The organism is uncultured Thomasclavelia sp. (genome assembly GCF_944324745.1).
In the GTDB taxonomy this organism is placed as follows: Bacteria; Bacillota_I; Bacilli_A; order Erysipelotrichales; family Coprobacillaceae; genus Thomasclavelia.
On sequence record NZ_CALUXO010000090.1, the window covers coordinates 1 to 24230 of the forward strand.

Consider the following 24230-nt stretch of genomic DNA (forward strand, 5'->3'; position numbering starts at 1 on the left):
TATCATAAAATCATTGGAATATCTATTGATATAGCTAATATATTCTTTTATAATTTAAGATTAAAAAGGATAGATATCTTGATAGATTTCTATCCGTTTTTAATCTTCTTAAATTGACGACATTGGAATCCGATTTTCTTGCCATTACGTTCAATAATCGTATGGCATCCATCATTTCCTTCTTGTTTATTGGCTAATAAACATCCTCCATTTTGATAAATATTGGCAGCTAAAATTGGAAAATTAGCTAAAGATACATTAGCTAAGAATTGCTCAGTTCCATAATCAAACTCATGGTTTCCAGCAGCCATAACATCATAACCGGCTAAATTCATTAATTTGATTACATCAGCACCTTTAGTTAATGAAGCTAGTGGTAATCCTTGAGTAGCATCACCAGCATCAACTAAAATAGAATTGGGTGTCGCAGCTTTTAATCCAGCTAAAGTATCAATTCCAATAATACTTGTTCCATTTCCTTCTAAATAGCCATGAGTATCATTGGTATGATAAATAATTACTTCATTATCGATATTATTAGCATTTACTGGAACGATATAAGCAAATGATGATAATAAAACAAATAACGAAGCAACAATCGAAAGTAGTTTTTTCTTCATTATGTATTTTCCCCTTTCATCAATTTTAATATAGTATTTAATTACATTATAAAATAGTTATTAATGCAATAGAAGATAAACATGTTTATATTTATAATGATAAAAAATTTATCAGTAAAATAAAGAACCAGATAATGCATCTTAATGGCTATTTTTAAGAGTAATAATATGTTAATATTATTTTAAAATTAAAGGAGCATATAGTATGAAAATATTAATAACGATTTTACTTTCTTTTTGTTTAATAGGTTGTAACTCGGAAAATGAGATAGCTACAGATAACCAGGTAACTGACTTCTGGAAAGAAACTATTACAACGATGGAAGATTATGTTAGTGAAAATACTTATCAACAAGATAACTGGTCAATTAGGCTTCAAGATCCTAGCTATGTTAGTGATTTAGATCATCGCAGTATTTTGATCAGACAAGAAAATAAGCAGGATGTGACAACTGAAACAATTACCTTTTCATTACAAAATCAAAATGATCAACAGTATATCGAGTATATTTATCACTTATCAAAAATAGATGGTGATAATCGTGAGGAACAAAGTTTGTCTTTAACTTCCAATGATGATACTTTTAAATCCTATGATATGTCTTATTCAATTGAAAATTATGTTTTTGATCAATTGAATAATAATCAGGAAGCTGCTGGTCTTTTAACAATTAATCAAAATAATCAAATCATGTATGATAATTTACCACTTTTAAAAACAGCGATGACGGCCTGGTTGCAATTAATTGAAGATCTTCAAAATGATTTTAAAATTGATTATGATAATACGGATTTTGTCAACTTGCCCTTGCTTGCAAGTAAAGTAGAAATTCCTGAAGTCAATGCCATAAGTGAAAATGTGACGACAACGATTGATTATTATTCAGATGAATATGCCAATGCTCGTGGATATATTTTACAAGATGCTCTTAAAGTTTCTAAAGATTATCAAACAGGAGAATTTGGAACGATTGATATAACGAGAAATGAAACCAGTTTTGTTTCAGTTACTTTAAAGCAACGTGATGAGGCTAATTGTTATAATATTGACCAGCCTAATGATCCTGATGAATATCTAGCAGTCTATTTTAGTAACGACAGTGCTTATATCTATCTTCAATCATTATCTGATCAAGAAATAATTGCTGATGTTGATAATGGCGCAACCAATGCTCGCTATATTTTAAAAACTAGCGGTTATAAAAAATTTAATGAATCATAATAATATTAAAGGTGGACAAGAATCCACCTGTTTTATTTCCAGTATTCTTTTACCGGTTCCATTGCATTTTCTTCGTTCCAGGCAACTTCATGTCGTTCAAAATAGCCAATTACTTCATTGTCTTTATTACGAACCGGAACGAAGAACTCACGTTCACCAGTTCGTTTATTAATAACTTCAAACATTTCTTCTTCACCGGCATCAGCTCTTTTTAAAAAAGCTTCGATTTTAGTTCTTGAATTTTCATTGTGACAATTAAAAATACTTTCTCCAATTTTAAGCCGGTTACCATGACGAATTAATGCTGTTTTATTTAGATAACGAACAATATGATTTCGATCGACAAAAACTATTTCATAAGGGTAGGCATCTAATATATTTGCTAAAACTTCTTGATTTACTTCCATTTTTTATACCTCACTTCTTTATTTTCTTCATTATATCAAAGGAATTAATTATATGATATGATTATTTATAGGATAATAATGAAATATTTTAATAAAAATAGCTAAAACTATTGACCTTAGAGTTAGTCTAAGCCCTATATTAGACTTAGAAAAAGAGGTGACAAAAATGTTAGTTAAGGAAATTCAAGAGTTATTACATGTTAGTAGTCATACTTTAAGGTATTATGAAAAGATGGGGCTACTTAAACCTAAACGAGATCAAAATGGATATCGTAATTATAGTCAGGAAGATGTTTTAAAAATCAAAAAGATTCTGTTTTTAAGAGAACTGGACCTGAGTTTAGATGATATTCAAAAAATAATTAATCATGAAATTGAATTCCAGACAGTATTAAAAAATCATTTAAAACATTTAGATCAAAAAATCAGTTCCTTACAATATATTAAAGATATCTGTTTGGATTTAAAAGATCAAGAAATCCCGTTATTAGATACTATTGTTGAAGAAAATGTTTTAGCTAACCAGCAAATTGATCATCAGGAATTAAAAAAATGTTTTGAAAAAGTAATTAATTATATTAAACCATTGAAAACAGTAGTGATTGGTTATCGAATAGATTCAAATAGTTTTTTAGGATCTTTGTTATTTGTGATAATTTTATCAATAGTTGTGGGAAGTGGATTGGCCATTGGGTTACCAATTTCAATTGCTTATCTTAATCAACAGTTTATTAATAGTAATTTAAAGCCATTGCCAACATTTACAACTAATCTGACTATGACATTGATCGCTATTGGAATTTGTTTTATTTTATTAATGCTGATGATGGCCTATCACTGTGGTAAACAAAAATACCTTGAATTAACGGAGAATAATATTTCAGTTTGTTCTTTAGAATATCAAAGTCGCTGGTCAATTTTAAAAGGAATGATCAGTAAAAATTATTATAAAGGAAATCTCAATTATTCTTATCAGGATGTTATTAAAGTAAATATTAGTTTATTATTTAATACCCTGCCAGCTTATCGGGTTGGAAATTATCGCACTTATAATTTGCATTTTTATATCTTATTTAATGACGGTAACAAGTTTGAAATTGACTCAGGTCTTTATTTTGGTGAAAAATATCAGGATGCTTATCGTATTTTAGTTCAAAAAGAAGTTCCAATTGAAACAACTGATGAAATAATTAATTTTTTAAATCAAGATGAATTGAAAATGTACGATTATTTTGAAAATATTTATCACTTAAATTCATCGAAATCAAAAAAGCTATAATGCTTATGTGGGTTATATGTTTGGACAAAAAAATAGCGATAAACCAGTTTTGTTTATTGGTGAAGTTGATTTATCACTGGCGGATCAATATGGAGAAATTCCGATTTTTAAAAAGCATGAACAAGGGCGTCGTGATTGGCGAAATGATTTATATGCAAAATTGTATCTTGAAGCATAGAGGTTTGAATTATTCAAACCTCTTTTTTTTATAAGTTTTTCTTATTGTTTCAATTAGATATCAAAATTGTTTATTAGAAAAAATAATCATAAAATATAGTTGTCAAGAAGGAAAGGTGATAAAGATGAGTAAAAATTTAGTTATATATTTTTCCCATGAACATGAAAATTATGTTTCTGGTAATATTGTTACTTTAGAAATTGGCAATACTAAAGTCGTTGCCAATAAGATAAAAGATATGATTGGTGCCGATATTTTTGAAATCGAACCATTGCATGATTATCCAGTAAATTATCATCAATGTACTGATGTAGCTAAAGAAGAATTAAATAGTAATGCCCGACCAAAAATTACTAATATCATTTCGCATATTGATGAATATGAAAATATCTTTTTAGGATATCCTAACTGGTGGTCAACTATGCCAATGTGTGTTTGGACTTTTTTAGAAAGTTATGATTTAAGTGGTAAAAATATTTATCCATTTTGTACTCATGAAGGTAGTGGTCTAGGTCAAAGTGTCAAAGATCTTCAAAAATTATGCCCTAACAGTAAGATTCATCAAGGATTGGCAATTAGGGGCAGTCAAGTTAAAAATTTTGATAATCAAATTAAACAATGGCTTAGTGAGGTGTTATAAATGGCAATTAGTGAAAAAGCAAAAGCATATCATGAAAAAATGTTTCCTGGTTATGAATCACAGTTATTAAAAACTGATCCTGAATTTATTGAATTATTTGATAACTTTGCCTTTGATGAAGTTGTCAATCATGATGATTTAGATGATAAGACAAGATTTATCGCTATTTTGGCAACTTTACTTGGAAGCCAGGCTATCGATGAATTCAAAGCGATGTTGACAGCTGCTTATAATTTTGGAATTAGTCCTGTGGAAATGAAAGAGATCGTATATCAAGGGGTGGCTTATTTAGGTATAGGTCGCGTATTTCCATTTTTGCATGCAGTTAATGATTTTTGTAAAGATAATGGAATTAAATTACCATTACCTGGACAAAGCACAACAAATCAACAAAATCGCTTAGAAAAAGGAATACAAGCCCAAGTTGCTATTTTTGGGGAAGAAATGCGTGATTTTTATCAATCTGGTCCTCAAGAATCTAAACATATTAATTATTGGCTGGCAGATAATTGTTTTGGTGATTATTATACTAGAAATGGTTTAGATTATAAGCAAAGAGAATTGATTACTTTTTGTTTTTTAGCAGCTCAAGGGGGATGTGAACCACAACTGGTATCACATGCTGAAGCTAATATTAAACTTGGGAATGATAAAGACTTTTTGATTAAAGTAATATCACAATGTGTTCCATTCATTGGATATCCACGCAGCTTAAATGCTTTAAGATGTGTCAATGAAGCAAGTAAATAAGGAGGTTATGAAAATGAAAAATGTAATGATTGTTACTGGAGCCGGTCAAATTAGTATGGCGATTGCCAGAAGAGTTGGTTATGGAAAAAAGATTATTTTAGGTGATAAAAATATTGAAAATGCTAATAATATTGCTAAGATCATGAACGATGCCGGATTCGATGCTGTACCATTTGAAATGGATCTATCATCAAGAGAATCGATTTTAGCGATGATTAGTGAAGCTAAAAAATATGGTGATATTACGATGTTAGTAAATGGAGCAGGTGTTTCTCCAAGTCAGGCACCAATCGAAGCTATTTTAAAAGTTGATTTATATGGTACGGCAGTATTGTTAGAAGAAGTTGGTAAAGTTATTAAAGAAGGTGGGGTTGGAGTTACAATTTCTAGTCAATCAGGACACCGGATGCCAGCTTTAACCCCAAAAGAAGATGAACTATTAGCTACAACTCCAACTGATGAATTATTAAAATTAGATATGTTACAACCAGAAAATATCAAAGATACTTTACATGCTTATCAAATTGCTAAAAGATGTAATGAAAAACGAGTAATGGCTGAATCAGTTAAATGGGGTGAAAAAGGGGCTAGAATTAATTCTATTTCACCAGGAATTATTGTTACGCCATTAGCTATTGATGAATTCAATGGACCACGTGGTGATTTCTACAAAAATATGTTTGCTAGATGTCCAGCCGGACGTCCTGGTACTGCTGATGAAGTAGCTAATGTAGCTGAGTTATTAATGAGTGATAAAGGAGCTTTTATCACTGGATCTGATTTCTTGATTGATGGTGGGGCTACTGCTTCATATTTCTATGGACCATTAAAACCTGAAGAATAATTAAAAGTGCTTTAATCGCGCTTTTTTTAATACCAATATTTTTTAGATGATTTATAATATTAGTAGGGAAGCTTTTAATATTTGGAGGTTAATTGCAGTGGAAGAAATATCAAGGAAGCGATTTAAAAAATTATTATATTATTTTCTATTATTTATGGGAATTGGAGTGGATATGACGTTAGAAATTAATTATTGTTTTACTTTTGCAATCGTTTTTTTAGGACAGTTATTGTTATTAGAAGAGAAAAAATTATCAGAAATATTGATTAAGGAGTATATCATTGGCTTATTAATTATCCCAGTTATTTGTAAGCTGGTTATTAAATTTTTATTTTAGAAGGGGGAAGCGTTTTGTATAATCATCAATTAGACACTTTTATTAAAGTAGCTGATGCTGGCAGTTTTAATAAAGCTTCAGAGGAATTATATATTTCACCAAATGCCGTTATGAAACAAATTAATTTATTAGAAAGCAGTTTGGGCTTTTCTTTATTCGAACGAACACATCGGGGAATTAAATTAACTGCAGCTGGTAAATCATTATATCAAGATGCTAAATATTTAATTGAGTATTCCTATCAGGCAATCGAACGAGCTCGAAATTTTTCTGATTCATCAAAAGAAGTTTTAAGAATTGGAACATCATTGACCACGCCGGTTAATTATTTAATTAATTTATGGACAGCAATTATTGAAAAGATGCCAGGCTTAAAATTTGATCTAGTATCATTTGAAAATACTCCTGAAAATGCTCGAGAAATCATGAAGAATTTTGGTAATAATATTGATTTAGTAGTGGGAATTTATAATAATGAATTTTTAATTGAACGCCAGTGTCAGGCGTTAAAACTTTATGATGCTCCTATTTGTTTAACGATGTCACGGGCACATCCATTAGCTAATCGTCAAGATTTAACGCTAGCCGATTTAGAAAATCAAAAGGTCATGATTATTCGTCAAGGCTACTTCCAGGCTTTTGATTTACTTAGAGCCGATTTATTAAATAATCTTCATAATATTGAAATAATTGATATTCCTTTTTTTAATATTAAAGTTTTTAATCGCTGTGAAAATGAAGAAATGATCTTACTGACAATTAATGATTGGCATAATATTCATCCCTTGTTAAAAACAGTTAAGATTAATTGGAAACATACGATTCCAGTCGGAATTTTATATTCATTACAACCAAGTGCGTTAGTAAAACGTTTTTTAACAGTAATTGAACAAATTAATAGTTAGTATGAACTAATGGGTGATAACTATCATCTAATTGCGACTTCTGCTGATTTAAGGTTTTTGTTACAGTATAACTGTAGAAAACAGGAGGTAGCGTAATGAAAACTAGAATATTAGGACAAGGTTTAGAAGTATCCGCAATAGGACTTGGATGTATGGGAATGGATCATGCTTATGGGGCTCCCGCTGATCGTCAGGAGATGATCAAATTAATTAGACATGCGGTAGAATTAGGATGCAATTTTTTTGATACCGCAGTCGTATATGGTGAAGCTAATGAGCTATTACTGGGAAAAGCTTTGGAAATATATCCGCGTGAAAAGGTTAAAATTGCCACTAAATTTGGAATCACCGGACAACGATTAGTTAATGGAAAACCTGAAAATATATTAGATAGTAAGCCAGATTCGATTAAAAAACAATTAGATGAATCACTTAAAAGATTAAATGTTGATTATATTGATTTATATTATCAACATCGAGTTGATCCTGAAGTAGAACCAGAAGTAGTTGCTTCGGTAATGAAAGAATTAATCGTTGAAGGAAAAATAAAACATTGGGGCTTATCTAATGCCCCACTAGATTATTTAAAAAGAGCTCATGCTATATGTCCGGTGACTTGTATTGAAAATCAGTATTCAATGGTTTTTAGAAGTCCGGAAGAAGAAATATTCAAAGTGTGTGAAGAATTAGGAATTGGCTTTGTTGCTTATAGTCCACTAGGAAATGGTTTTTTAAGTGGCAAATATACCAAAGATACAAAATATGCTGAAGGTGATTTTAGAAATACGATGGGAAGATTTAGACCAGAAGTAATGGAAACAAATCAGGCCTTGTTAGATTTGTTAGCTAAAATTGCTGAAGATAAAAAGGCAACTAGTGCCCAAATTGTTTTAGCCTGGGAACTGGCGCAACGTCCATGGATCGTCCCAATTCCAGGAACTACTAAAATCCATCGTTTAGAGGAAAATTTAGGTGGAGCTAAGATTGAACTAAGCAACGAGGAATTACAAAAAATCAATCAGGCTTTAGATAATTTAGAGATTGATGAAACGCATTTTTAAAAGCAGCTGGTAACAGCTGCTTTATTCTTGGGTCAATAATTTTCGATAACTTAAATCAATACCAATAGCACCAAGGGGTGCTGTAATTAAAATTCCTAAAACGGCTACTGATAAAACAATCGGACCACAGCTTAATCCCATTGCCAGGGGAACAGAACCGATAGCAGCTTGAACCGTTGCTTTAGGAAGATATGCAATGATACAAAATAATCGTTCCTTGAAATTTAAGTTTGTTTTAAATAGACAGATCGATACTCCAATTGAACGGAAACATAATGCTAAAAAGATCATCAAAATGGCTGCAATTCCAGCGTCCATAGTATAACGAATATCAACGGCTGCTCCAACTAAAACAAAGAGTAAAACTTCAGCCCCGATCCACAGCTTACCAAATTTTTCAGATAAACGATTAGTGACATTTTTAGGACTTTTGATTTTAATCATACAAGCCATTGCTACTACTGCTAATAAACCCGAAATGGAAACAATATCTGATAACCAAGTTTCAATTGCCATTAATAAAAATGATAAACCAAGAATGATAATAATTTTAGTACTGTTACGAATATAATGATTATATTTATAAGTCATTTCAAAGATAATAGTAACGATATAACCGACAACAGCTCCTAAAATAACCCCAAGAATAATAGAAACTGGAATGTTAATAAAATCAGTTATATTAGCACTGCCACCTTGGGCCATTGATGAAAAAGTTGAAAATAAAACAATAACAAAAATATCATCACAAGAAGCTCCAGCTAAGATAAATTGAGGAATACTTTTGTTAGTTCCATATTTACCATCCATCAGCTGAACCATTCTAGGAACCACAACCGCCGGTGATACAGCCGCTAAAACAGAACCCATGACAGCAGCTTCAATTCGTGTAATATGAAGAATTGATGGTGCTAGTAATAAAAACCCAAGAATTTCAAAACTGGCAGGAACAAAAGACATCATAATGGCTGGACGGCCTACTTTTTTTAAATCTGATAAATTTAATGACAGCCCAGCTTTTAATAAAATAATAATTAAAGCCATTTGTCTTAATTCCGATGAAATTGATAAAATAGAATCATCAAGTAAGTTTAGAGCATAAGGACCAATTAAAATCCCAGTAATCAATAATCCAATCAACCGTGGTAACTTAAATAATTGAAAAATCCCTCCAATCAATAAACCAATGATAAAAATAAACGCTAGTGATGTTAACATATTAATCCTCCTCATAAAAATTAAAAAGCTGACGATTTCCACGATAAAAAATCGTAGAAGTCATCAGCTTATTACAGCGGTTTAGGTTTTTACCAAGGGAGAACTTCATTCCCTGATAGTATTATAAAAAAATTAGTAATGAATGTAAAGAAGAAAATAATTGTAATTGGTAATAAAGCTTGTTATATTTTAGATAAAGTGGAGGGTGATATAATGTATATTCGTCAAGCAACAGTTGCTGACTATGAATTAATTTACGATTTGGTTAAAGAAGCTTTTAAAACGGCCAAAGAAACTGATGGAACTGAGCAGGATTTTGTCGTAAGTTTACGAAACAGTGAAAATTATTTACCCGAATTAGAATTTGTCGCTGTTCAAGACGATCAGTTAATTGGTCATATTATACTAACTAAACAAGTAGTTCAATCTTCTGAAGGATCTTATCAGGCATTATTACTAGCACCGCTTTGTGTTGCCAAGGGTTATCGTAATCAAGGAATTGGTGGTCAGTTAATTGAATATGCTAAAAAAGCTGCTTTAAAAGCTGGTTATCAGGCAATCTTTTTGCTTGGTGATTATAATTATTATGGCCGCTTTGGATTTCAGGCAGTTAGCCATTATCAAATAAAAAATATTACAAATGTCTTGGATGAATATGTTTTAGGCTGTGAACTAGTAGATGATGCTTTATTAGATATTCATGGCACGATAAAATTGGTATAAAAACAGCTAATGACAAAAAGCATTAGCTGTTTTGATTAATCATGATAATCTTGTTCATATTTTAGAATTTCACCAGTGCTGGCATTAATATCGATTTCGTATTCGTAATGACCATTTTTGATTTCAATTTCATAAACCAGTATATGATCATCATGATCTAATTCGCTTTTAACTAAATAACCACCACCAGTTTTATTTAAAGCAATGTTTTGGGCTTCTTCAGCACTGATAATATTATTAGTAGTTTGATTTGTCGCTGGATCAGTGTTTTGCGTAGTGTTAGTTGTAGTGTCATTATTATCAATAGGGGTTACGTTGCTTTCAGTAGTAGTATCACTGACATAGTTTTTATCTCTTTCTTTTTTTAAGATTGTACCGCTATTAGCATCAACTTCAATCTCATATTTTTCACTATCAGTAACGATAGTAAAATCATAGTAAGTAATACCATCATCATAATCTTGTTTGGCTTTTAAAACTTTTTTTCCTTCAACTTCAGCTACTGCAATATCTTGGGCTTCTTCTAGCGTCAAAGCATTGACTTTACTGTTGCTGCCACAACCGGCTAGTAAGATTGTTAATAGGGCTAATATTATAATTTTTTTCATGTTTTTCAACTCCTTTTCTTTTTTCATCTATATCTTAACCTATTTTTTGAATTAAAACCTTAAAGTAACATAATAATTAAATAAGAAAATTCTCATAATTATTCTTGACTTCGAGTTAACTTGAAAGGCTATAATTTTAACGAAAGGATGTGAAAGCCATGGAGCGACCATATATTATTTGTCACATGCTGCAATCAATTGATGGTAAGATTGCTGGCAACTTATTTGATTTTGCCACAACCCTAAAATTATCTTCATATTACCAAAAAATGTCTACTGATTTTCATGGTGATGCGATTGTTTATGGCAGTGTAACCTTAGTAGAACGATATGGAAATAGTAAAAACCTTGATTTAAGCAATTTTTCTAATTATCAAACTGATTGTAAAGATTTTGTTTATCGAGATGAAAAAAAACAATGGGTTATCGGAATTGATCCTCTAGGTGAAATTGGCTGGGATGCTAGTTGTTTAAAAAGCGATCGTCTATTAAATAAAAATGTTATTGTAATATTAAGTGATGAAGTAAGTGATAGTTATTTAGGATATTTACGTAGCTTAAATATCTCTTATTTAATTGCTGGGACTAAAGATGATTTAGATCTAGTGATGGCTATGCAGAAATTGAAAGATTTATTTGGAATTAATAAAATCACGCTTCAAGGTGGTGGTATTATTAATGATAGCTTTTTAACATTAGGTCTAATTGATGAAATTAGTTTGATCATTGCTCCAATTGCCAGTGGTGATAATACAGCAACATTATTTAGTGATGGTAAACATTTATTGAATCCAGTTAATTCTAAAGAGTTTGTATTAAAACAGTGTCAGCCATTGGAAAACTCAGGAGTTTATTTAAATTATCAAAAACATTAGTAAATTCTCTAATAAAACAGAGAATTTTTTCTTTTTGTAGTATAATTAGAGATATTTAGAAAGGAAATGATTATGAAGATTGTTGATGGCAGTAAATATCTAGAACAAGTAAAAGATTTGATTGTTGAATATACTCAGTTTTTAAATCGTGATTTGAGTTTCCAAAATTTAGAAGCTGAATTGAATGATTTAAAAAGTAAATACACCGGAAATCATGGACGGATTTTAGTCGCTGTCACTGATGATAATCAGGTAGTTGGTTGTGTTGCCTTTTATCGTCATGATCAAAATCGCTGTGAAATGAAACGTTTATATGTAAGACCACAATATCGAAATCAAAAAATTGCTTCTAAATTAGTGAGTAATATCATTAAAGAAGCAAAAAATTGTGGTTATCAAGAAATGGTTTTAGATACAATTAAACCATTGAAAGCAGCAATTTCCTTGTATCAGCAATTCGGCTTTCAGAAAACCCAACCATATTATCATAATCCGATGGATGATGTTTTGTATTTTAAATTATCTTTAAATGGTGGTGAAAATGATGGAATTATTTGATCAGGCTAAAAAGAGATTTAATGAGTATATTAGTAATTATGATTTGAGCCAAAGTTTAATTAAATTAAAAGTAGTACATAGTTTTCAGGTTGTTAATAATATGGAATACTTGTGCCAGGAACTTAAATTAGATGATGAGGATTTACAGCTGGCTTTAATAATTGCTTTGTTGCATGATTTAGGGCGCTTTGAACAATATCGTATTTATCATAGTTTTGAAGACTATAAAACAATTGATCATGCCTTGTTTTCCAGTCAGTTATTGTTTGATCAGGGATTGATCAAAGAATTTATCAGTAATCGCAAATATGATTCATTAATTAAAGTAGCGATTGAACAACATAATAAATACCAAGTAACCGGTACTTTTAGTGAGCGTGAATTATTATTTATTCATTTAATTCGTGATGCTGATAAGTTAGATAATTTTCGGGTCAAAGAAACAGAAAGCTTTGAAACGTTATTAAATGTTACTAAAGAACAGCTGGAAAAAGAAAGCATTAGTGATGGCGTTTATGATCAATATTTACAGTGTCAGCTTATTTATAGTCCCAGCCGTCAAACTAACTTAGATAAATGGTTATCTTATATTGCTTTTATTTTTGATTTACATTTTGATGCCAGTAAGAAATATATTCGGGAAAATGACTATATTAATCGTTTATTTAATCGGGTGGCGCCAAGACAAACTAAAACAGCAAACCAATATCATCAATTACAGCTATTATCATTAAAATATCTTGAGGAATAAAAGATGGATCTTCTAAAACAATTACAGGAACATCATGATTTAAGTGAAAATGAATTAGTCATTGCCACTTATATGATTGAACATATTGAAGAAATTCCTAAATTATCAACCCGAGAATTTGCCCAAAGGACATATACTAGCGCTACATCAATTATTCGATTTATCAAAAAGCTAGGATATCATAATTATAATGAGTTTAAATATAATATTGGAAATGTATTAAAGAATCTACGTCTAGATACTTATCAAATTGATTTTAATGAAGATACATTGTCATTAGTTAATAAAATGGCTCAGCTAGAAATCGATGCTATTAATCAAATGAAAGAAATGCTTTCAATTACTACATTGAATAAACTAATTGAATTAATAGAAGCAACTAATTATTTAGATATTATTGCTAATGATACCAATGCTAAAATAGCACAATACGCTGCTCATTGTTTAAGCAATGTAGGCAAAATTGTCACGGTTTATCATGAAATAGATAAACAATTAAATTTTACTTTTAGTGTTTCTAATGATCATTTAGTAATCATTTTAAGTAAATTTGCTTTAAATACTTACTTACTAGAAATGGCATTAACGTTAAAACGAAGAAGAATTACTACTATTGCTATTACCAATAATCATCAAAATAAACTGGCAGATTATTGCAGCTATACCATCAATACCCCATTTGAAAGTAAAATGGATCGAATTGGTGAATTGCGATATTTTACCGCGTGTAAATATTTTTTTGATCTAATTTATAGTATTTTAGTATCACATGACTTGAAAAAGAGTCAAAAAATGGAAGAACTTTATAATCAAATTTTCTTTAAAAAAATCTAAATATGTTATCTGGTAACTTAAATTGGTAAAATAATTAGCTAAATTAGGTTACTACGTTTCTAAATTAACCAAAAATATTGATGAAAAAGTGACAAAATATTATATTTAAATTAATGAGTAGGAGGATTGATTATGGCTAAAGTAAAAGTTACCGTTATTGATAAAAAATGTTATCCAGAATTACAGGAAAAATATTGTGCTGATCCTAAAGCAGGACCATGTCCGATATTTGAAGTTGGACAAGAATTTATTTTAGAACGGGGCAATGGCAAAGATGATTTTTGGCATATGTTAGATGGTAAGTTCTGTGCTGAGGCTTGGGATTGTGTGAGTCGGTACATTTATGCTGGTTTGCAGGGTGGTTCGATTATGAAAGGCTGGATGAAAAAAGAAAATGAAATGATTGCCTGCTGCAATGATGGAACAAGACCAGTAATTTTTAAAATCGAACGAATTGATGAATAAAATAAGGCCATTGAATGAAAATTCAGTGGCCTATTTATCTAAATAAATAGTAAAAGTAGTTCCCTGATCAATCTTACTTTTTACCTCGATCGTTCCTTTAGATAAATCAACGATTTTTTTGACTAAAGAAAGACCTAACCCTTTTCCCTTAGTGGCTCTTGAAGCATCACCTTGATAAAATTTATCAAAAATATGTTTAATAATCTCTGGTTCCATCCCAATTCCATTATCTTCGATTACGACAATAATTTTGGTATCATCAGTTTTAAGATTTATTTTAATTGTGCCATTTTCATCAGTGAATTTAATGGCATTATTAATTAGATTGATCCAAATTTGTTTTATTAATTCAGGATTGCCATAATATTCAACTGCTTCTAAACTCAGTTCTAAGTTAACATTTTTACTTTTCCAATCATCTTGCATCATTAAAATAGTATTACGAATCTGTTCATCGAGTGAAAAAGTCTTTTTGTTTGTAATGATCATCTGGTTTTCTAATTTGGTTAAAAGCAAGATATTTGACGACAAATTAGCTAAACGTTTTGATTCACTAATAATAATTGAAAGATAAAGTTTTCGTTCTTCTTTGGTTATATCATCACGTTCTAATTCTTCTGCAAAGCCAATGATTGAAGAAATTGGGGTTTTAAATTCATGAGAAAAATTATTGATAAAATCATTTTTGAATAATTCAATACTGGCTAATTGTTGAGTCATGACATTAAAGCTGGAAATTAATTCGGTGATTTCTGTTTTTTTATTATTGATTAAATTAGTTTCAGGAATTGTATAATTAAAATTGCTTTGACCAATCTCTTTAGTAGCATTGATTACTTGCTGCAACGGTTTTAAAACTGTCTTACTAATGATGATGGTCACTAAAGTACCAACGGCAATTGCAACAATCGTAGCGATAATTATTAGTAAAATGGGTACCCGTCTTATTTGTGCTACCCCGATACTACCATAATTTTTAAGAATTAAATAAAGTAAGATAAAACTAATGAAACCGGTAATTATCAAAATAAAAAAGACAAATAGAATTAATGATTTTCTTAAGCTGCTAACATGTTTCATTTTTCAACTGCCTCATATCCTAATCCTCGAATAGTGACAATTTCAAAATCAGGATTATCTTTAAACTTATTACGTAAACGATTAATATGGACATCGATCGTGTGTTCATCACTTTCAGAATCCATATTCCAAATATTTTCCATTAATTGTCTTCTTGTAAAAATCCGTCCTTTATATGAAAGTAAATGAAATAACAATAAAAATTCTTTTTTAGGTAATTCGATTATTTTATTGTTCGTAGTTACAGTTAGACAATCATAATCAAGGGTTGTGTTTTTGATTACAATTTGTTTTTCCGTTGAAATTTTGGCTCTTCTAAGCAGGGCTTTAATTCTTAAGACCATTTCTTCATAATCGATGGGCTTAGTCATATAATCATCAACACCGGAAAGGAAACCTTTTCGTTTATCTTCGATCGTTTCTTTAGCAGTAATCATCAAGATAGGGATATTAGGATTATCTTTTCGAATGATTTCAGTTAATTCATATCCATTGATTTTTGGCATCATGACATCAACGATCATTAAATCAATCGAAGTTGATTCATATATTTTTAAAGCAATTGCCACTTGGCACCACAAAGGACATCAAAACCTTCACGTTTTAAAGTTTTTTCAATTAATAAACGGGTATTAATTTCATCATCAACGACTAATATTTTGATCATTTATATTCACCTCGTAGCTTTATTGTAACTTAAAGTAAGAAATTTTGAAGTCAAAAGTTGTACTTTGATATAAAAAGTTGCCGTTGACTGTAGAGGCTATTGAAGAAAACATTTTTGATGTTGCCGGGATAAGAGTAATTTGTTCCTTTGAAAAAGACATTTATCTATTAGCTGATTGTCTGTTGCAACAAGATGATATTAAATTAATTAGAACTAAAGATTATATCAAGTATCCTAAAGATAATGGTTATCGCAGTCTACATTTAATCATGAAGTTCCTATCTTTTTAAAAAAATGAAAAAAGAGCAATGAAAGTAGAAGTCCAACTTAGAACAATAGCGATGGATTTTTGGGCTAGTTTAGAACATAAATTACGCTATAAAAAGAATCTAGATGCATCGACTACTAAAGCAATATCGAAACAACTGTTAGATGTGCACAAATTAGTTCTATGCTTGATGATAAAATGCAAGAGATTCATCCTCAAATCAATAATTATTAATCGTTAGGAAGTGATAGAATGCAAGAAATTAAGCCGTATTTATATTATTGGATCATTGCCGTTGTTATATTATTATTGCTAAACTGGCTGTTTTTTCTAGATTTGTACAAAAATCAAGTTGAGGAAGTTGATTATGGAACCTTTATGAAAATGACTGAGGATAAAAATATAGGTTATGTGGAAATTGGTAGTGATACGATTACATTTACTGACAAAGATAAAGATAAAGTTTATGAAACAGGGATGATTGAAGATCCAGGATTAGTAGATCGTTTATATAACTCTAATGCTGAGTTTAAAACAAATATTTCCAGCGATGTTTCACCATTTGTCTATATTTTGGTTAATTATATTTTGCCAGTAGTTATTTTTGTCGCTATTTGGCGGGTCATTAGCAAAAAAATGACCGAAAAAATTAATAATGGTTTTAACCCGGTCAACTCAATGGCCTTTGGTCGTAGTAAAAGTGGTGCTAAAGTGTATGTCAAATCTACCGATGGAATTAAGTTTGATGATGTAGCTGGTGAAGATGAAGCTAAAGAGCTGTTAAGTGAAATTGTTTCATTTTTACATAATCCGAAAAAATATCAGGAAATTGATGCCTCATTACCTAAAGGAGCCTTATTAGTTGGACCACCAGGAACTGGTAAAACTTTATTAGCAAAAGCTGTCGCTGGGGAGGCTGAAGTACCATTCTTTTCAATTTCAGGTTCTGAATTTGTCGAGATGTTTGTAGGTATGGGAGCTTCAAAAGTTCGGGATTTATTTAAACAAGCTCAAGAAAAAGCACCATGTATTGTTTTTATTGATGAAATTGATGCTATTGGTAAAAAACGTAATGGTCAATTCAGCAGTAATGATGAACGGGAACAGACACTTAATCAGTTGTTGACTGAAATGGATGGTTTTGATAGTTCAAAAGGTGTCGTTATTTTAGCAGCAACTAACACGCCAGATTCATTGGATCCAGCATTATTAAGGCCAGGTCGTTTTGATCGACGGATCCCAGTAGAATTACCGGATCTAAAAGGACGTGAAGAAATTCTAAAAGTCCATGCTAAAAAGATTAAAACTGAAAAGAATAGCGATTATAGCGCTATTGCTAAAGTGGCTGCTGGTGCTTCTGGAGCCGAACTGGCTAATATTGTTAATGAAGGGGCTTTAAAAGCGGTTCGTGAAGGTCGTAAATTTGTTACCCAAAGTGATTTAGAAGAAAGTGTTGAAGTTGTTATTGCCGGATATCAAAAGAAAAGTCGGGTTCTTTCAAATAAAGAAAAACTTATCGTTGCTTATCATGAAATCGGCCATGCTTTAGTGGCCGCTAAACAAAGTGATTCCGCTCCGGTTCGTAAAATTACCATTATTCCTAGAACTTCAGGAGCTCTTGGTTATACGCTTCAAGTTGATGATAATGATCACTTTTTAATGAGCAAAGAGGAATTAGAAAACAAGATTGCTACATTAATAGGAGGTCGGGCAGCAGAAGAGTTAATCTTTAATCGAATGACGACTGGCGCTTCTAATGATATTGAACAAGCAACTAAAATTGCTAAGGCAATGGTCACTCGTTATGGAATGAGTGATGAATTTGATATGGTTGCGATGGTAAATCAGACGAGCCAGTATTTAGGTGGCGATAATTCGATGACTTGTTCGGCAGCGACAGAAGCTAAAATTGATGAAGAAGTTAACACTTTAATTAAAACGCAACATCAAAAAGCTATGGATATTTTAAAAGAAAACATTGATAAGTTACATGAATTATCTAAATATTTATATGAACATGAAACGATTACTGGTGAAGAGTTCATGATGATTTTAAATACGAAATAAATTATGACCACTGAATTATTGTTCAGTGGTCAAATATTGATAATCTTCATAATTAATTAGCATATTTTTATTTAATTGAATCAAATATATATTACTATCTTGATCAACAAGTGTTAGGTAATCAGGAGTATCATAACCGCTAAGTGGCTCGCTGACAGTAAATGTGTTTTCCTTGTTTAAAAATGTCTTTGAAAAAGTTTGGGCTAATTCTATCGCTTGACTTTCATCGATAACATCATCTTTCAATTCATTATCAACAAATCCATATTCTTTACTAACATATTGCACTAACTTATCATCTTGAAAAACAAAGTCCAATCTTAAAGTTGGATCTTCTTTAGCATTAGCGATACTAATAATTTTTTCATTGCTTTCATTAATCGTAAAAACATCTTGATCATCATTATTTAATTCCTGATATACTTCTTCTGGTACAAAGGTTTCAATTTGTGACATTAATTCATCGACTACCGGATCTGACTCGATTGTTTGATTTGGGGTACATCCAAATAGACCAAGACATATTAGGATCACGAAGCTAATTTTTTTAACCATTTTCATCCCTCCTAAAGTGTATTAGTATTTAATTTCCCTGAAGATAACATCAATCATTGTTATTATAACATAGTTTATAGATTGATAACATCATCTAAAAAGAGTAGATTATGAGATAGAAGAGTGATAATTGTGATAATTATATAATTTAATCGCACTATTTTGGGTAGTTTGTTGTAGAATATAAAAATTAAATAACAAATAATATTTATTCCAATAAATATTTGATATCTTTTTTTAGTTATGATATTCTTAATTTATAGGTGGTGATGTTATATGGCAAAATATGAAACAGTTGCTCAGGATATTGTAGCAAGAATCAAGCAAGGGGAGTTTGAAAAAAGTTCTAAATTGCCAACTGAAGATGAAATGATAGAATATTATCAGGTTTCACGCAATACAATTCGTTCAGCATTAAAGCTGCTTACTAGTCAGGGAATTATTTATTCAAGGCAAGGAAGTGGGTTTTATATTCGTCAAAGAAATAATGAAAATAGTATACCGATAATGGGAACTAATGGTCTTACTTATGATTTTCCTAATAATACTTTTACCAATCAGGTTCTTTCGATTGAATTATTAGAAGCTGATGAAAAGTTAGCTAAAAAAATGTTGTGTGAGCTTGGGGATTTAATTTATTATTGTAAGCGTCTAAGAATTCTTGATGATAAGAAATTTGCTTTGGAGTTAAGTTATTATAGTAAAAAAGTAGTCCCATATTTAGGACGTGAGATTGCAGAGCAATCGATATATAGTTATCTGCAAAATGATTTAAAACTTAAATTTGGGTTTGCCGATAAAAATATTTGTGCGATTAAATTGGATGAATATCAATCGGAGTTATTAGGTTTAAATCCTGGTGATCCGGGATTGGTAGTAGCGGATACGGTTTATCTAGATAATGGGGTTTTATTTAATACGTCGCAAATAATTTATAATTATAAATATGTTAGTTTTTATGCGGCAGCTATTCGTTGAGATAGAGTTTGACTCTATCTTTTTATATTATTTGTTGGAATAAATTTTATGAAAACGCTTTACATTTTAAAAATAAGTTTTATAATATGATATATTGATACCAATAAATTCAAACAATTCTAATAAATGGGAGGGCAAAATGAAAAAGAAACTAATAGGAAAAATATTAAAAGTAATAGTATTAGTAACGATGATTTTCGGAAATGTTCCAATAAATGTTTTTGCTTTAGAAAGCGAACCTCGGGAACCTTTGATGTTTGAAGATTTTGAAGGATCAGATAATGATATTCAAGCAACAAATGACGCAAATCTTAATATCGTTGATGGATCAGCTACTGGTATCGGGAATAAGGTTGCCAGTCTTGAAGTAACCAGCAGTGATTGGCCTAGCTTAACTTATCGCAGTATGATCGTCAAAAAAGAACAACCAGTAGATGTATCTTCTTATAAGTATGTTACTCTATGGGTAAAAGATGCTGGAGCAAACAGTGTCCGCGTATCTTTAATTGATAGTCAAGGTCGAAGTGTTGAAGGAGAATGGACTGGAAATGTAACAGCTGGAAAGTGGACTCAGGTATCAATCGGTCTTGATCTCTTTAGTACTTTAGATTTAACACAAATTACTGGTATTTATGTTGGTGAATGGAATGCGGGGACATATTTAATTGATGATATTCAATTTAGTGATATTACTGCAAAAGATTTAGCAGTTAATGCCAGTGTACCTTCAGGTACCTATAATGATAGTTTTGAAGTTAGTTTAAGTGCTCAGGCAGGACAGATTATTTATTATACTACTGATGGTAGTCAGCCTACTAATCAAAGTAGTGTATATCAAGGGGTAATTGAAGTTAATGATGATATGGTAATTAAAGCAATAGCATATCAAAATGGTAATATTAGTGATGTGTATGAATTTGATTATAAAATCGATCATAGTGATAATTCAAATTATACTCCTGTTGTCGTTCAAACTTTTGAAGATGGTATTAATGCAGTTGCTGCCAGCAATGCATCTTGTCAACTGGTAAGTGATGAAAAGCATAATGGTAAGCAAAGTTTAAAATATGTCAAAGAAGTAAGTAATGGAACTTCTAAAACTGATGGAAATATTAAAATTGATTTTAATCATCCAGTTAATGTATCTGATTTAAAATATTTTGCTTTTTATATTAAAGATACTCAAGGAAGCAATACAATGCAATTATCTTTAATTGATGAAGATGGTAATGAATCAAGTTATGATTGGCGTTCTCCATCAACTTCTAAAAATAACTGGAGTCAATATTATATTAAATTATCAGATATTAGTGGTATTGATAAGACAAAAGTAACTGGTGTTCGAATGGGACAATGGAATGCTGGAACTTATTATATTGATGATTTATATTTTGATAATTACTTATCAACTGGAGTTCCAGATATGACTCCTAGTCAACCAAAAGCTAATATTGAATCTGGATATATTTTTAAGGATTCGATTGAGGTAAGTTTAACTAATGATATGAATGCATCAATGTATTATACATTAGATGGTAGTCAACCAACAGTTAATAGTACTAAATATGATGGTATGATTACGTTAAATGATACTGCAACAATTAAAGCTGTAAGTTATGATAATGGTGAATATAGTGAAGTAGTAACATTAAATTACTATCAAGATAGTAATATCATTAGTGATGTTGTTGCTAGTAAAGCTTCAGGAAAATACTCAAAAGAAATGAGTGTTGCTTTACAGGCCGATGGTTTAGATATTTACTATACACTTGATGGCTCTACACCATCTTTATCAAGTGCTAAGTATACGGAGGCAATTACCGTTAATCAAACAACAGTAATTAAAGCTATTTCTTATGATGGTGATAAATTTGGAAATGTGATGACTTTTGAATATAAATTTCCAACAGCACCACAACAAGTATATCCAAGTACTGATCAGCTATTATTTAATAGCGCTTCATCAGTAGAATTATTATCAGATCCTGATGCAACAATTTACTATACAACTGATGGAAGTGATCCAACGGTTGATTCTAATGTGGCTCAAGGATATATAACTATTGATAAAACAATGACAATTAAAGCAATTGCTGTTCGTGATGGTAAACAAAGTGCCGTAACTACTCTTGATTATGTAATTGCTCCTAATAAAGTTGCTGCTGATAAAGTGGCTGGAACATATGATGGTTCAGTAGTAGTAGAATTTAGAGTTCCAGATACTGATCAAGTAGAAATTTACTATACAACTGATGGAAGTGATCCAACAATTGAATCTACTCATTATACTCAACCATTATTAGTTAGTGAAAATACAGTATTTAAAGTTGCTGCTACTTATAAAAACAGTGATAGTTTAGGTGAAGTTGCAACCCATGAATATGTAATCAATCCAATTGAAGAGGTAGTTAAACCAGAAATTACTCCAAGCAGTGGTAAGTTTGGTCAAAGACAATTAGTTTCAATGACGACAGTTACTGATGGTGGGAAAATTTATTATACACTTGATGGAACTGATCCTGATGAAAACAGTTTACAATTTACTAATGCTTTCTATGTAACTAAAGATACAGTAATCAAAGCAGTAACTATTAAAGATGGTAAAGTTAGTGATATTGCCACTAGTGAAATCACAATTACCGATGAACAATCAGTATTTTTGAAAACTGATGGTAAAGTAATTAGAAATAATTATGGTGCTGGTGAAGTGGTACAATTAAAAGGAACTAACATTGGTGGTTGGTTAGTAATGGAAAATTGGCAATGTCCTGTTAATTCTCCGGACCAAAAAACTACATTGGCTGTTCTTAGCGAACGTTTTGGTGAAGAAAAAGCTTGGGAATTAATTAATACTTATCAGGATAATTGGTTTACAGAAGATGATTTTGCAATCTTAAAAGAAGAAGGAGTAAATTGTTTAAGATTACCCATTAGTTATTTTGAAATGTGTAATGAAGATGGTTCATTAAAAGAAACTGCTTTTGATCGTTTAGACTGGTTTATTGAAAATGCCGCTAAATATGATATTTACACTTTAATTGATATGCATGGAGCTTTTGGTTCTCAAAATGGTAAAGATCACTCAGGAGATACTTCTAATCCTGATGTTGGTAATTTCTTTGGGAATGAAGAAAATATTACTAAAACCATTAAATTATGGGAAGCAATTGCCACTAGATATAAAGATAATGCCTGGGTTGCCGGTTATGATTTATTAAATGAACCAGGTGGTGCTTTAGGAACTGAACAATTTGAGGTTTATGATCGTCTTTATGATGCTGTTAGAGCAATCGATCAAAATCATATTATTCAAATGCAGGCAATTTGGGAACCAACTCATTTACCTAATCCAGAATTATACGGTTGGGAAAATGTGGTTTATCAATATCACTTCTACGGATGGGATGTAGAAAAGGATGCTGAAGGACAAAAAGCCTTTATTGAAAGTAAAGTAAAATATTTAGAAGATACTAATTATAATGTACCAGTTTTTGTTGGGGAATTTACATTCTTCTCAAATGAAGTAAGCTGGGATTATGGATTAGAGATCTTTAATGAACAAGGATGGTCATATACTAGCTGGACTTATAAAGTATCTGGTGATAATAGCAGTTGGGGTATGTATACGATGCCAGATAATTCAAGTACTAAAGTAGATATTTACAATGATAGTTTTGAAACAATCAAAGCTAAATGGTCATCATTCGATTTTACTAGAAATAATAAATATGCTGATAAATTATCAAAGTATATGAAAGAAACAATAGCTGATGAAACAGCACCAGTAATTGAAGGAAACGATGCTAAAGTTCAAATTGGCACAAGTGATGATATTCAAATTATTCTTAATTTATTTGTAAAAGATGATCATGATGGTGTTATTAGAAGTGATGCACTTTCAATTACTACTGATTTTGATGCTGATAAAGCTGGAGTATATAATGTTAAGATTGTAGCTAGCGATCAAGCTGGTAATACTAGCGAAGCTAATTATACAATCGAAGTATTAGAAGAAACAGAAGTACCTGAAGATCCAAACCAACCAGTAGATCCAGGTGATAACGATAATACTGATCAACAACCAACACAAACCCCTTCAAATGACCAAAACAATACCTCTAATACTAATCAGGTAGTTTCGTTGTCATCTAGTCAGGCGGCAAAAACAGGAGATGATTTAAATCTTATCCAAATGGTATCTCTTTTAGGTTTATCGATGTTAGGTATCTTCTGTTTGAAAAAGAAATATAAGTTTTAATCAGGTAAGGGAGCTATTGATGTTAATCATAGCTCCTTTACATTGAAATGAAAAAGATTTATAATTACTATTTCTGTTGAAT

General features: G+C 30.8%; 25 protein-coding genes, 1 pseudogene and 1 riboswitch. Of the genes and pseudogenes, 19 read left to right on the plus strand and 7 right to left on the minus strand.

Annotation, left to right across the window (positions count from 1 at the left end):
• Positions 1-89: 89 nt before the first annotated feature.
• Entirely contained in the window at positions 90-620 is a 531-nt protein-coding gene (locus tag Q0K54_RS12660; protein ID WP_294581767.1) for a metallophosphoesterase, read from the minus strand.
• Between the two features lie 205 nt (positions 621-825).
• On the opposite strand from Q0K54_RS12660, the gene Q0K54_RS12665 reads away from it, so the two are divergent.
• Entirely contained in the window at positions 826-1842 is a 1017-nt protein-coding gene (locus tag Q0K54_RS12665) for a hypothetical protein (protein WP_294581768.1), read from the plus strand.
• Between the two features lie 32 nt (positions 1843-1874).
• Here Q0K54_RS12665 and Q0K54_RS12670 read toward each other — a convergent pair whose 3' ends face one another.
• Positions 1875-2249, minus strand: a complete 375-nt coding sequence (locus Q0K54_RS12670) for a PAS domain-containing protein (protein ID WP_294581769.1) — start codon at positions 2247-2249, stop codon at positions 1875-1877.
• A 166-nt stretch (positions 2250-2415) separates the two neighbouring features.
• Here Q0K54_RS12670 and Q0K54_RS12675 point away from each other — a divergent pair, with 166 nt between their 5' ends.
• The 8 genes from Q0K54_RS12675 to Q0K54_RS12710 all read left to right on the plus strand — a co-directional run bounded on the left by Q0K54_RS12675 (position 2416) and on the right by Q0K54_RS12710 (position 8243).
• Positions 2416-3528: a MerR family transcriptional regulator gene (locus tag Q0K54_RS12675; protein WP_294581770.1), complete on the plus strand. Its 1113-nt coding sequence runs from the start codon at positions 2416-2418 to the stop codon at positions 3526-3528.
• A gap of 16 nt (positions 3529-3544) precedes the next feature.
• A complete protein-coding gene (locus Q0K54_RS12680; RefSeq protein ID WP_294581771.1) occupies positions 3545-3706 on the plus strand; it encodes a hypothetical protein in 162 nt (53 codons plus the stop codon).
• Between the two features lie 124 nt (positions 3707-3830).
• Positions 3831-4346 carry a flavodoxin gene (locus tag Q0K54_RS12685; protein WP_294581772.1) on the plus strand — a complete coding sequence of 172 codons (516 nt, stop codon included), beginning with the start codon at positions 3831-3833 and terminating at the stop codon, positions 4344-4346.
• Complete coding sequence (locus Q0K54_RS12690; protein WP_294581773.1) at positions 4347-5096, plus strand: carboxymuconolactone decarboxylase family protein; 750 nt, start codon at positions 4347-4349, stop codon at positions 5094-5096.
• A 13-nt stretch (positions 5097-5109) separates the two neighbouring features.
• Positions 5110-5940: an SDR family oxidoreductase gene (locus tag Q0K54_RS12695; protein WP_294581774.1), complete on the plus strand. Its 831-nt coding sequence runs from the start codon at positions 5110-5112 to the stop codon at positions 5938-5940.
• Positions 5941-6037: 97 nt separating this feature from the next.
• Positions 6038-6277 carry a hypothetical protein gene (locus tag Q0K54_RS12700; protein ID WP_294581776.1) on the plus strand — a complete coding sequence of 80 codons (240 nt, stop codon included), beginning with the start codon at positions 6038-6040 and terminating at the stop codon, positions 6275-6277.
• 14 nt (positions 6278-6291) lie between these two features.
• Positions 6292-7182, plus strand: a complete 891-nt coding sequence (locus Q0K54_RS12705) for a LysR family transcriptional regulator (protein ID WP_294581777.1) — start codon at positions 6292-6294, stop codon at positions 7180-7182.
• Positions 7183-7277: 95 nt separating this feature from the next.
• Positions 7278-8243 carry an aldo/keto reductase gene (locus tag Q0K54_RS12710; protein WP_294581779.1) on the plus strand — a complete coding sequence of 322 codons (966 nt, stop codon included), beginning with the start codon at positions 7278-7280 and terminating at the stop codon, positions 8241-8243.
• Between the two features lie 21 nt (positions 8244-8264).
• Here the strand turns inward: Q0K54_RS12710 and Q0K54_RS12715 are convergent, their stop codons facing one another.
• Positions 8265-9461: a sodium:proton antiporter gene (locus tag Q0K54_RS12715; RefSeq protein ID WP_294581780.1), complete on the minus strand. Its 1197-nt coding sequence runs from the start codon at positions 9459-9461 to the stop codon at positions 8265-8267.
• Between the two features lie 47 nt (positions 9462-9508).
• Positions 9509-9583, minus strand: a riboswitch (Fluoride riboswitch).
• Positions 9584-9674: 91 nt separating this feature from the next.
• Here Q0K54_RS12715 and Q0K54_RS12720 point away from each other — a divergent pair.
• Positions 9675-10184, plus strand: a complete 510-nt coding sequence (locus Q0K54_RS12720; protein WP_294581783.1) for a GNAT family N-acetyltransferase — start codon at positions 9675-9677, stop codon at positions 10182-10184.
• Between the two features lie 35 nt (positions 10185-10219).
• On the opposite strand, the gene Q0K54_RS12725 is transcribed toward Q0K54_RS12720, so the two are convergent.
• Positions 10220-10792, minus strand: a complete 573-nt coding sequence (locus Q0K54_RS12725) for a PepSY domain-containing protein (RefSeq protein WP_294581784.1) — start codon at positions 10790-10792, stop codon at positions 10220-10222.
• Positions 10793-10950: 158 nt separating this feature from the next.
• On the opposite strand from Q0K54_RS12725, the gene Q0K54_RS12730 reads away from it, so the two are divergent.
• The 5 genes from Q0K54_RS12730 to Q0K54_RS12750 all read left to right on the plus strand — a co-directional run bounded on the left by Q0K54_RS12730 (position 10951) and on the right by Q0K54_RS12750 (position 14275).
• Positions 10951-11667, plus strand: a complete 717-nt coding sequence (locus Q0K54_RS12730; protein ID WP_294581786.1) for a RibD family protein — start codon at positions 10951-10953, stop codon at positions 11665-11667.
• 72 nt (positions 11668-11739) lie between these two features.
• Complete coding sequence (locus Q0K54_RS12735; RefSeq protein ID WP_294581788.1) at positions 11740-12225, plus strand: GNAT family N-acetyltransferase; 486 nt, start codon at positions 11740-11742, stop codon at positions 12223-12225.
• The gene (locus Q0K54_RS12740; protein ID WP_294581790.1) at positions 12212-12976 is read left to right on the plus strand and encodes an HD domain-containing protein; all 765 of its coding nucleotides are present in this window, start codon (positions 12212-12214) and stop codon (positions 12974-12976) included. The genes Q0K54_RS12735 and Q0K54_RS12740 overlap by 14 nt, the downstream gene beginning before the upstream one ends.
• A gap of 3 nt (positions 12977-12979) precedes the next feature.
• Entirely contained in the window at positions 12980-13810 is an 831-nt protein-coding gene (locus tag Q0K54_RS12745; RefSeq protein ID WP_294581791.1) for a MurR/RpiR family transcriptional regulator, read from the plus strand.
• Positions 13811-13942: 132 nt separating this feature from the next.
• Complete coding sequence (locus tag Q0K54_RS12750) at positions 13943-14275, plus strand: TIGR04076 family protein (RefSeq protein WP_294581794.1); 333 nt, start codon at positions 13943-13945, stop codon at positions 14273-14275.
• A 30-nt stretch (positions 14276-14305) separates the two neighbouring features.
• Here Q0K54_RS12750 and Q0K54_RS12755 read toward each other — a convergent pair whose 3' ends face one another.
• Both Q0K54_RS12755 and Q0K54_RS12760 read right to left on the minus strand, forming a co-directional pair.
• Entirely contained in the window at positions 14306-15355 is a 1050-nt protein-coding gene (locus Q0K54_RS12755) for a HAMP domain-containing sensor histidine kinase (protein ID WP_294581796.1), read from the minus strand.
• Positions 15352-15924, minus strand: coding sequence for a response regulator transcription factor (locus tag Q0K54_RS12760; RefSeq protein ID WP_294581798.1), 573 nt, complete (start codon positions 15922-15924; stop codon positions 15352-15354). Before Q0K54_RS12760 ends, Q0K54_RS12755 begins: the two co-directional genes overlap by 4 nt.
• A 181-nt stretch (positions 15925-16105) precedes the next feature.
• Here Q0K54_RS12760 and Q0K54_RS12765 point away from each other — a divergent pair.
• A pseudogene (locus Q0K54_RS12765) lies at positions 16106-16531 on the plus strand (GTP pyrophosphokinase family protein).
• Between the two features lie 11 nt (positions 16532-16542).
• On the plus strand, positions 16543-18357 hold the full coding sequence (ftsH, locus tag Q0K54_RS12770) for an ATP-dependent zinc metalloprotease FtsH (RefSeq protein WP_294581800.1): 1815 nt from the start codon (positions 16543-16545) through the stop codon (positions 18355-18357).
• Between the two features lie 15 nt (positions 18358-18372).
• Here ftsH and Q0K54_RS12775 read toward each other — a convergent pair whose 3' ends face one another.
• On the minus strand, positions 18373-18912 hold the full coding sequence (locus tag Q0K54_RS12775) for a hypothetical protein (RefSeq protein ID WP_294581801.1): 540 nt from the start codon (positions 18910-18912) through the stop codon (positions 18373-18375).
• 276 nt (positions 18913-19188) lie between these two features.
• On the opposite strand from Q0K54_RS12775, the gene Q0K54_RS12780 reads away from it, so the two are divergent.
• Together Q0K54_RS12780 and Q0K54_RS12785 are read left to right on the plus strand one after the other, a co-directional pair.
• Positions 19189-19890 (plus strand): GntR family transcriptional regulator, encoded by a 702-nt coding sequence (locus Q0K54_RS12780; RefSeq protein WP_294581803.1) that lies wholly within the window; start codon positions 19189-19191, stop codon positions 19888-19890.
• 139 nt (positions 19891-20029) lie between these two features.
• Positions 20030-24148, plus strand: a complete 4119-nt coding sequence (locus Q0K54_RS12785) for a chitobiase/beta-hexosaminidase C-terminal domain-containing protein (protein WP_294581804.1) — start codon at positions 20030-20032, stop codon at positions 24146-24148.
• Positions 24149-24230: the final 82 nt, after the last annotated feature.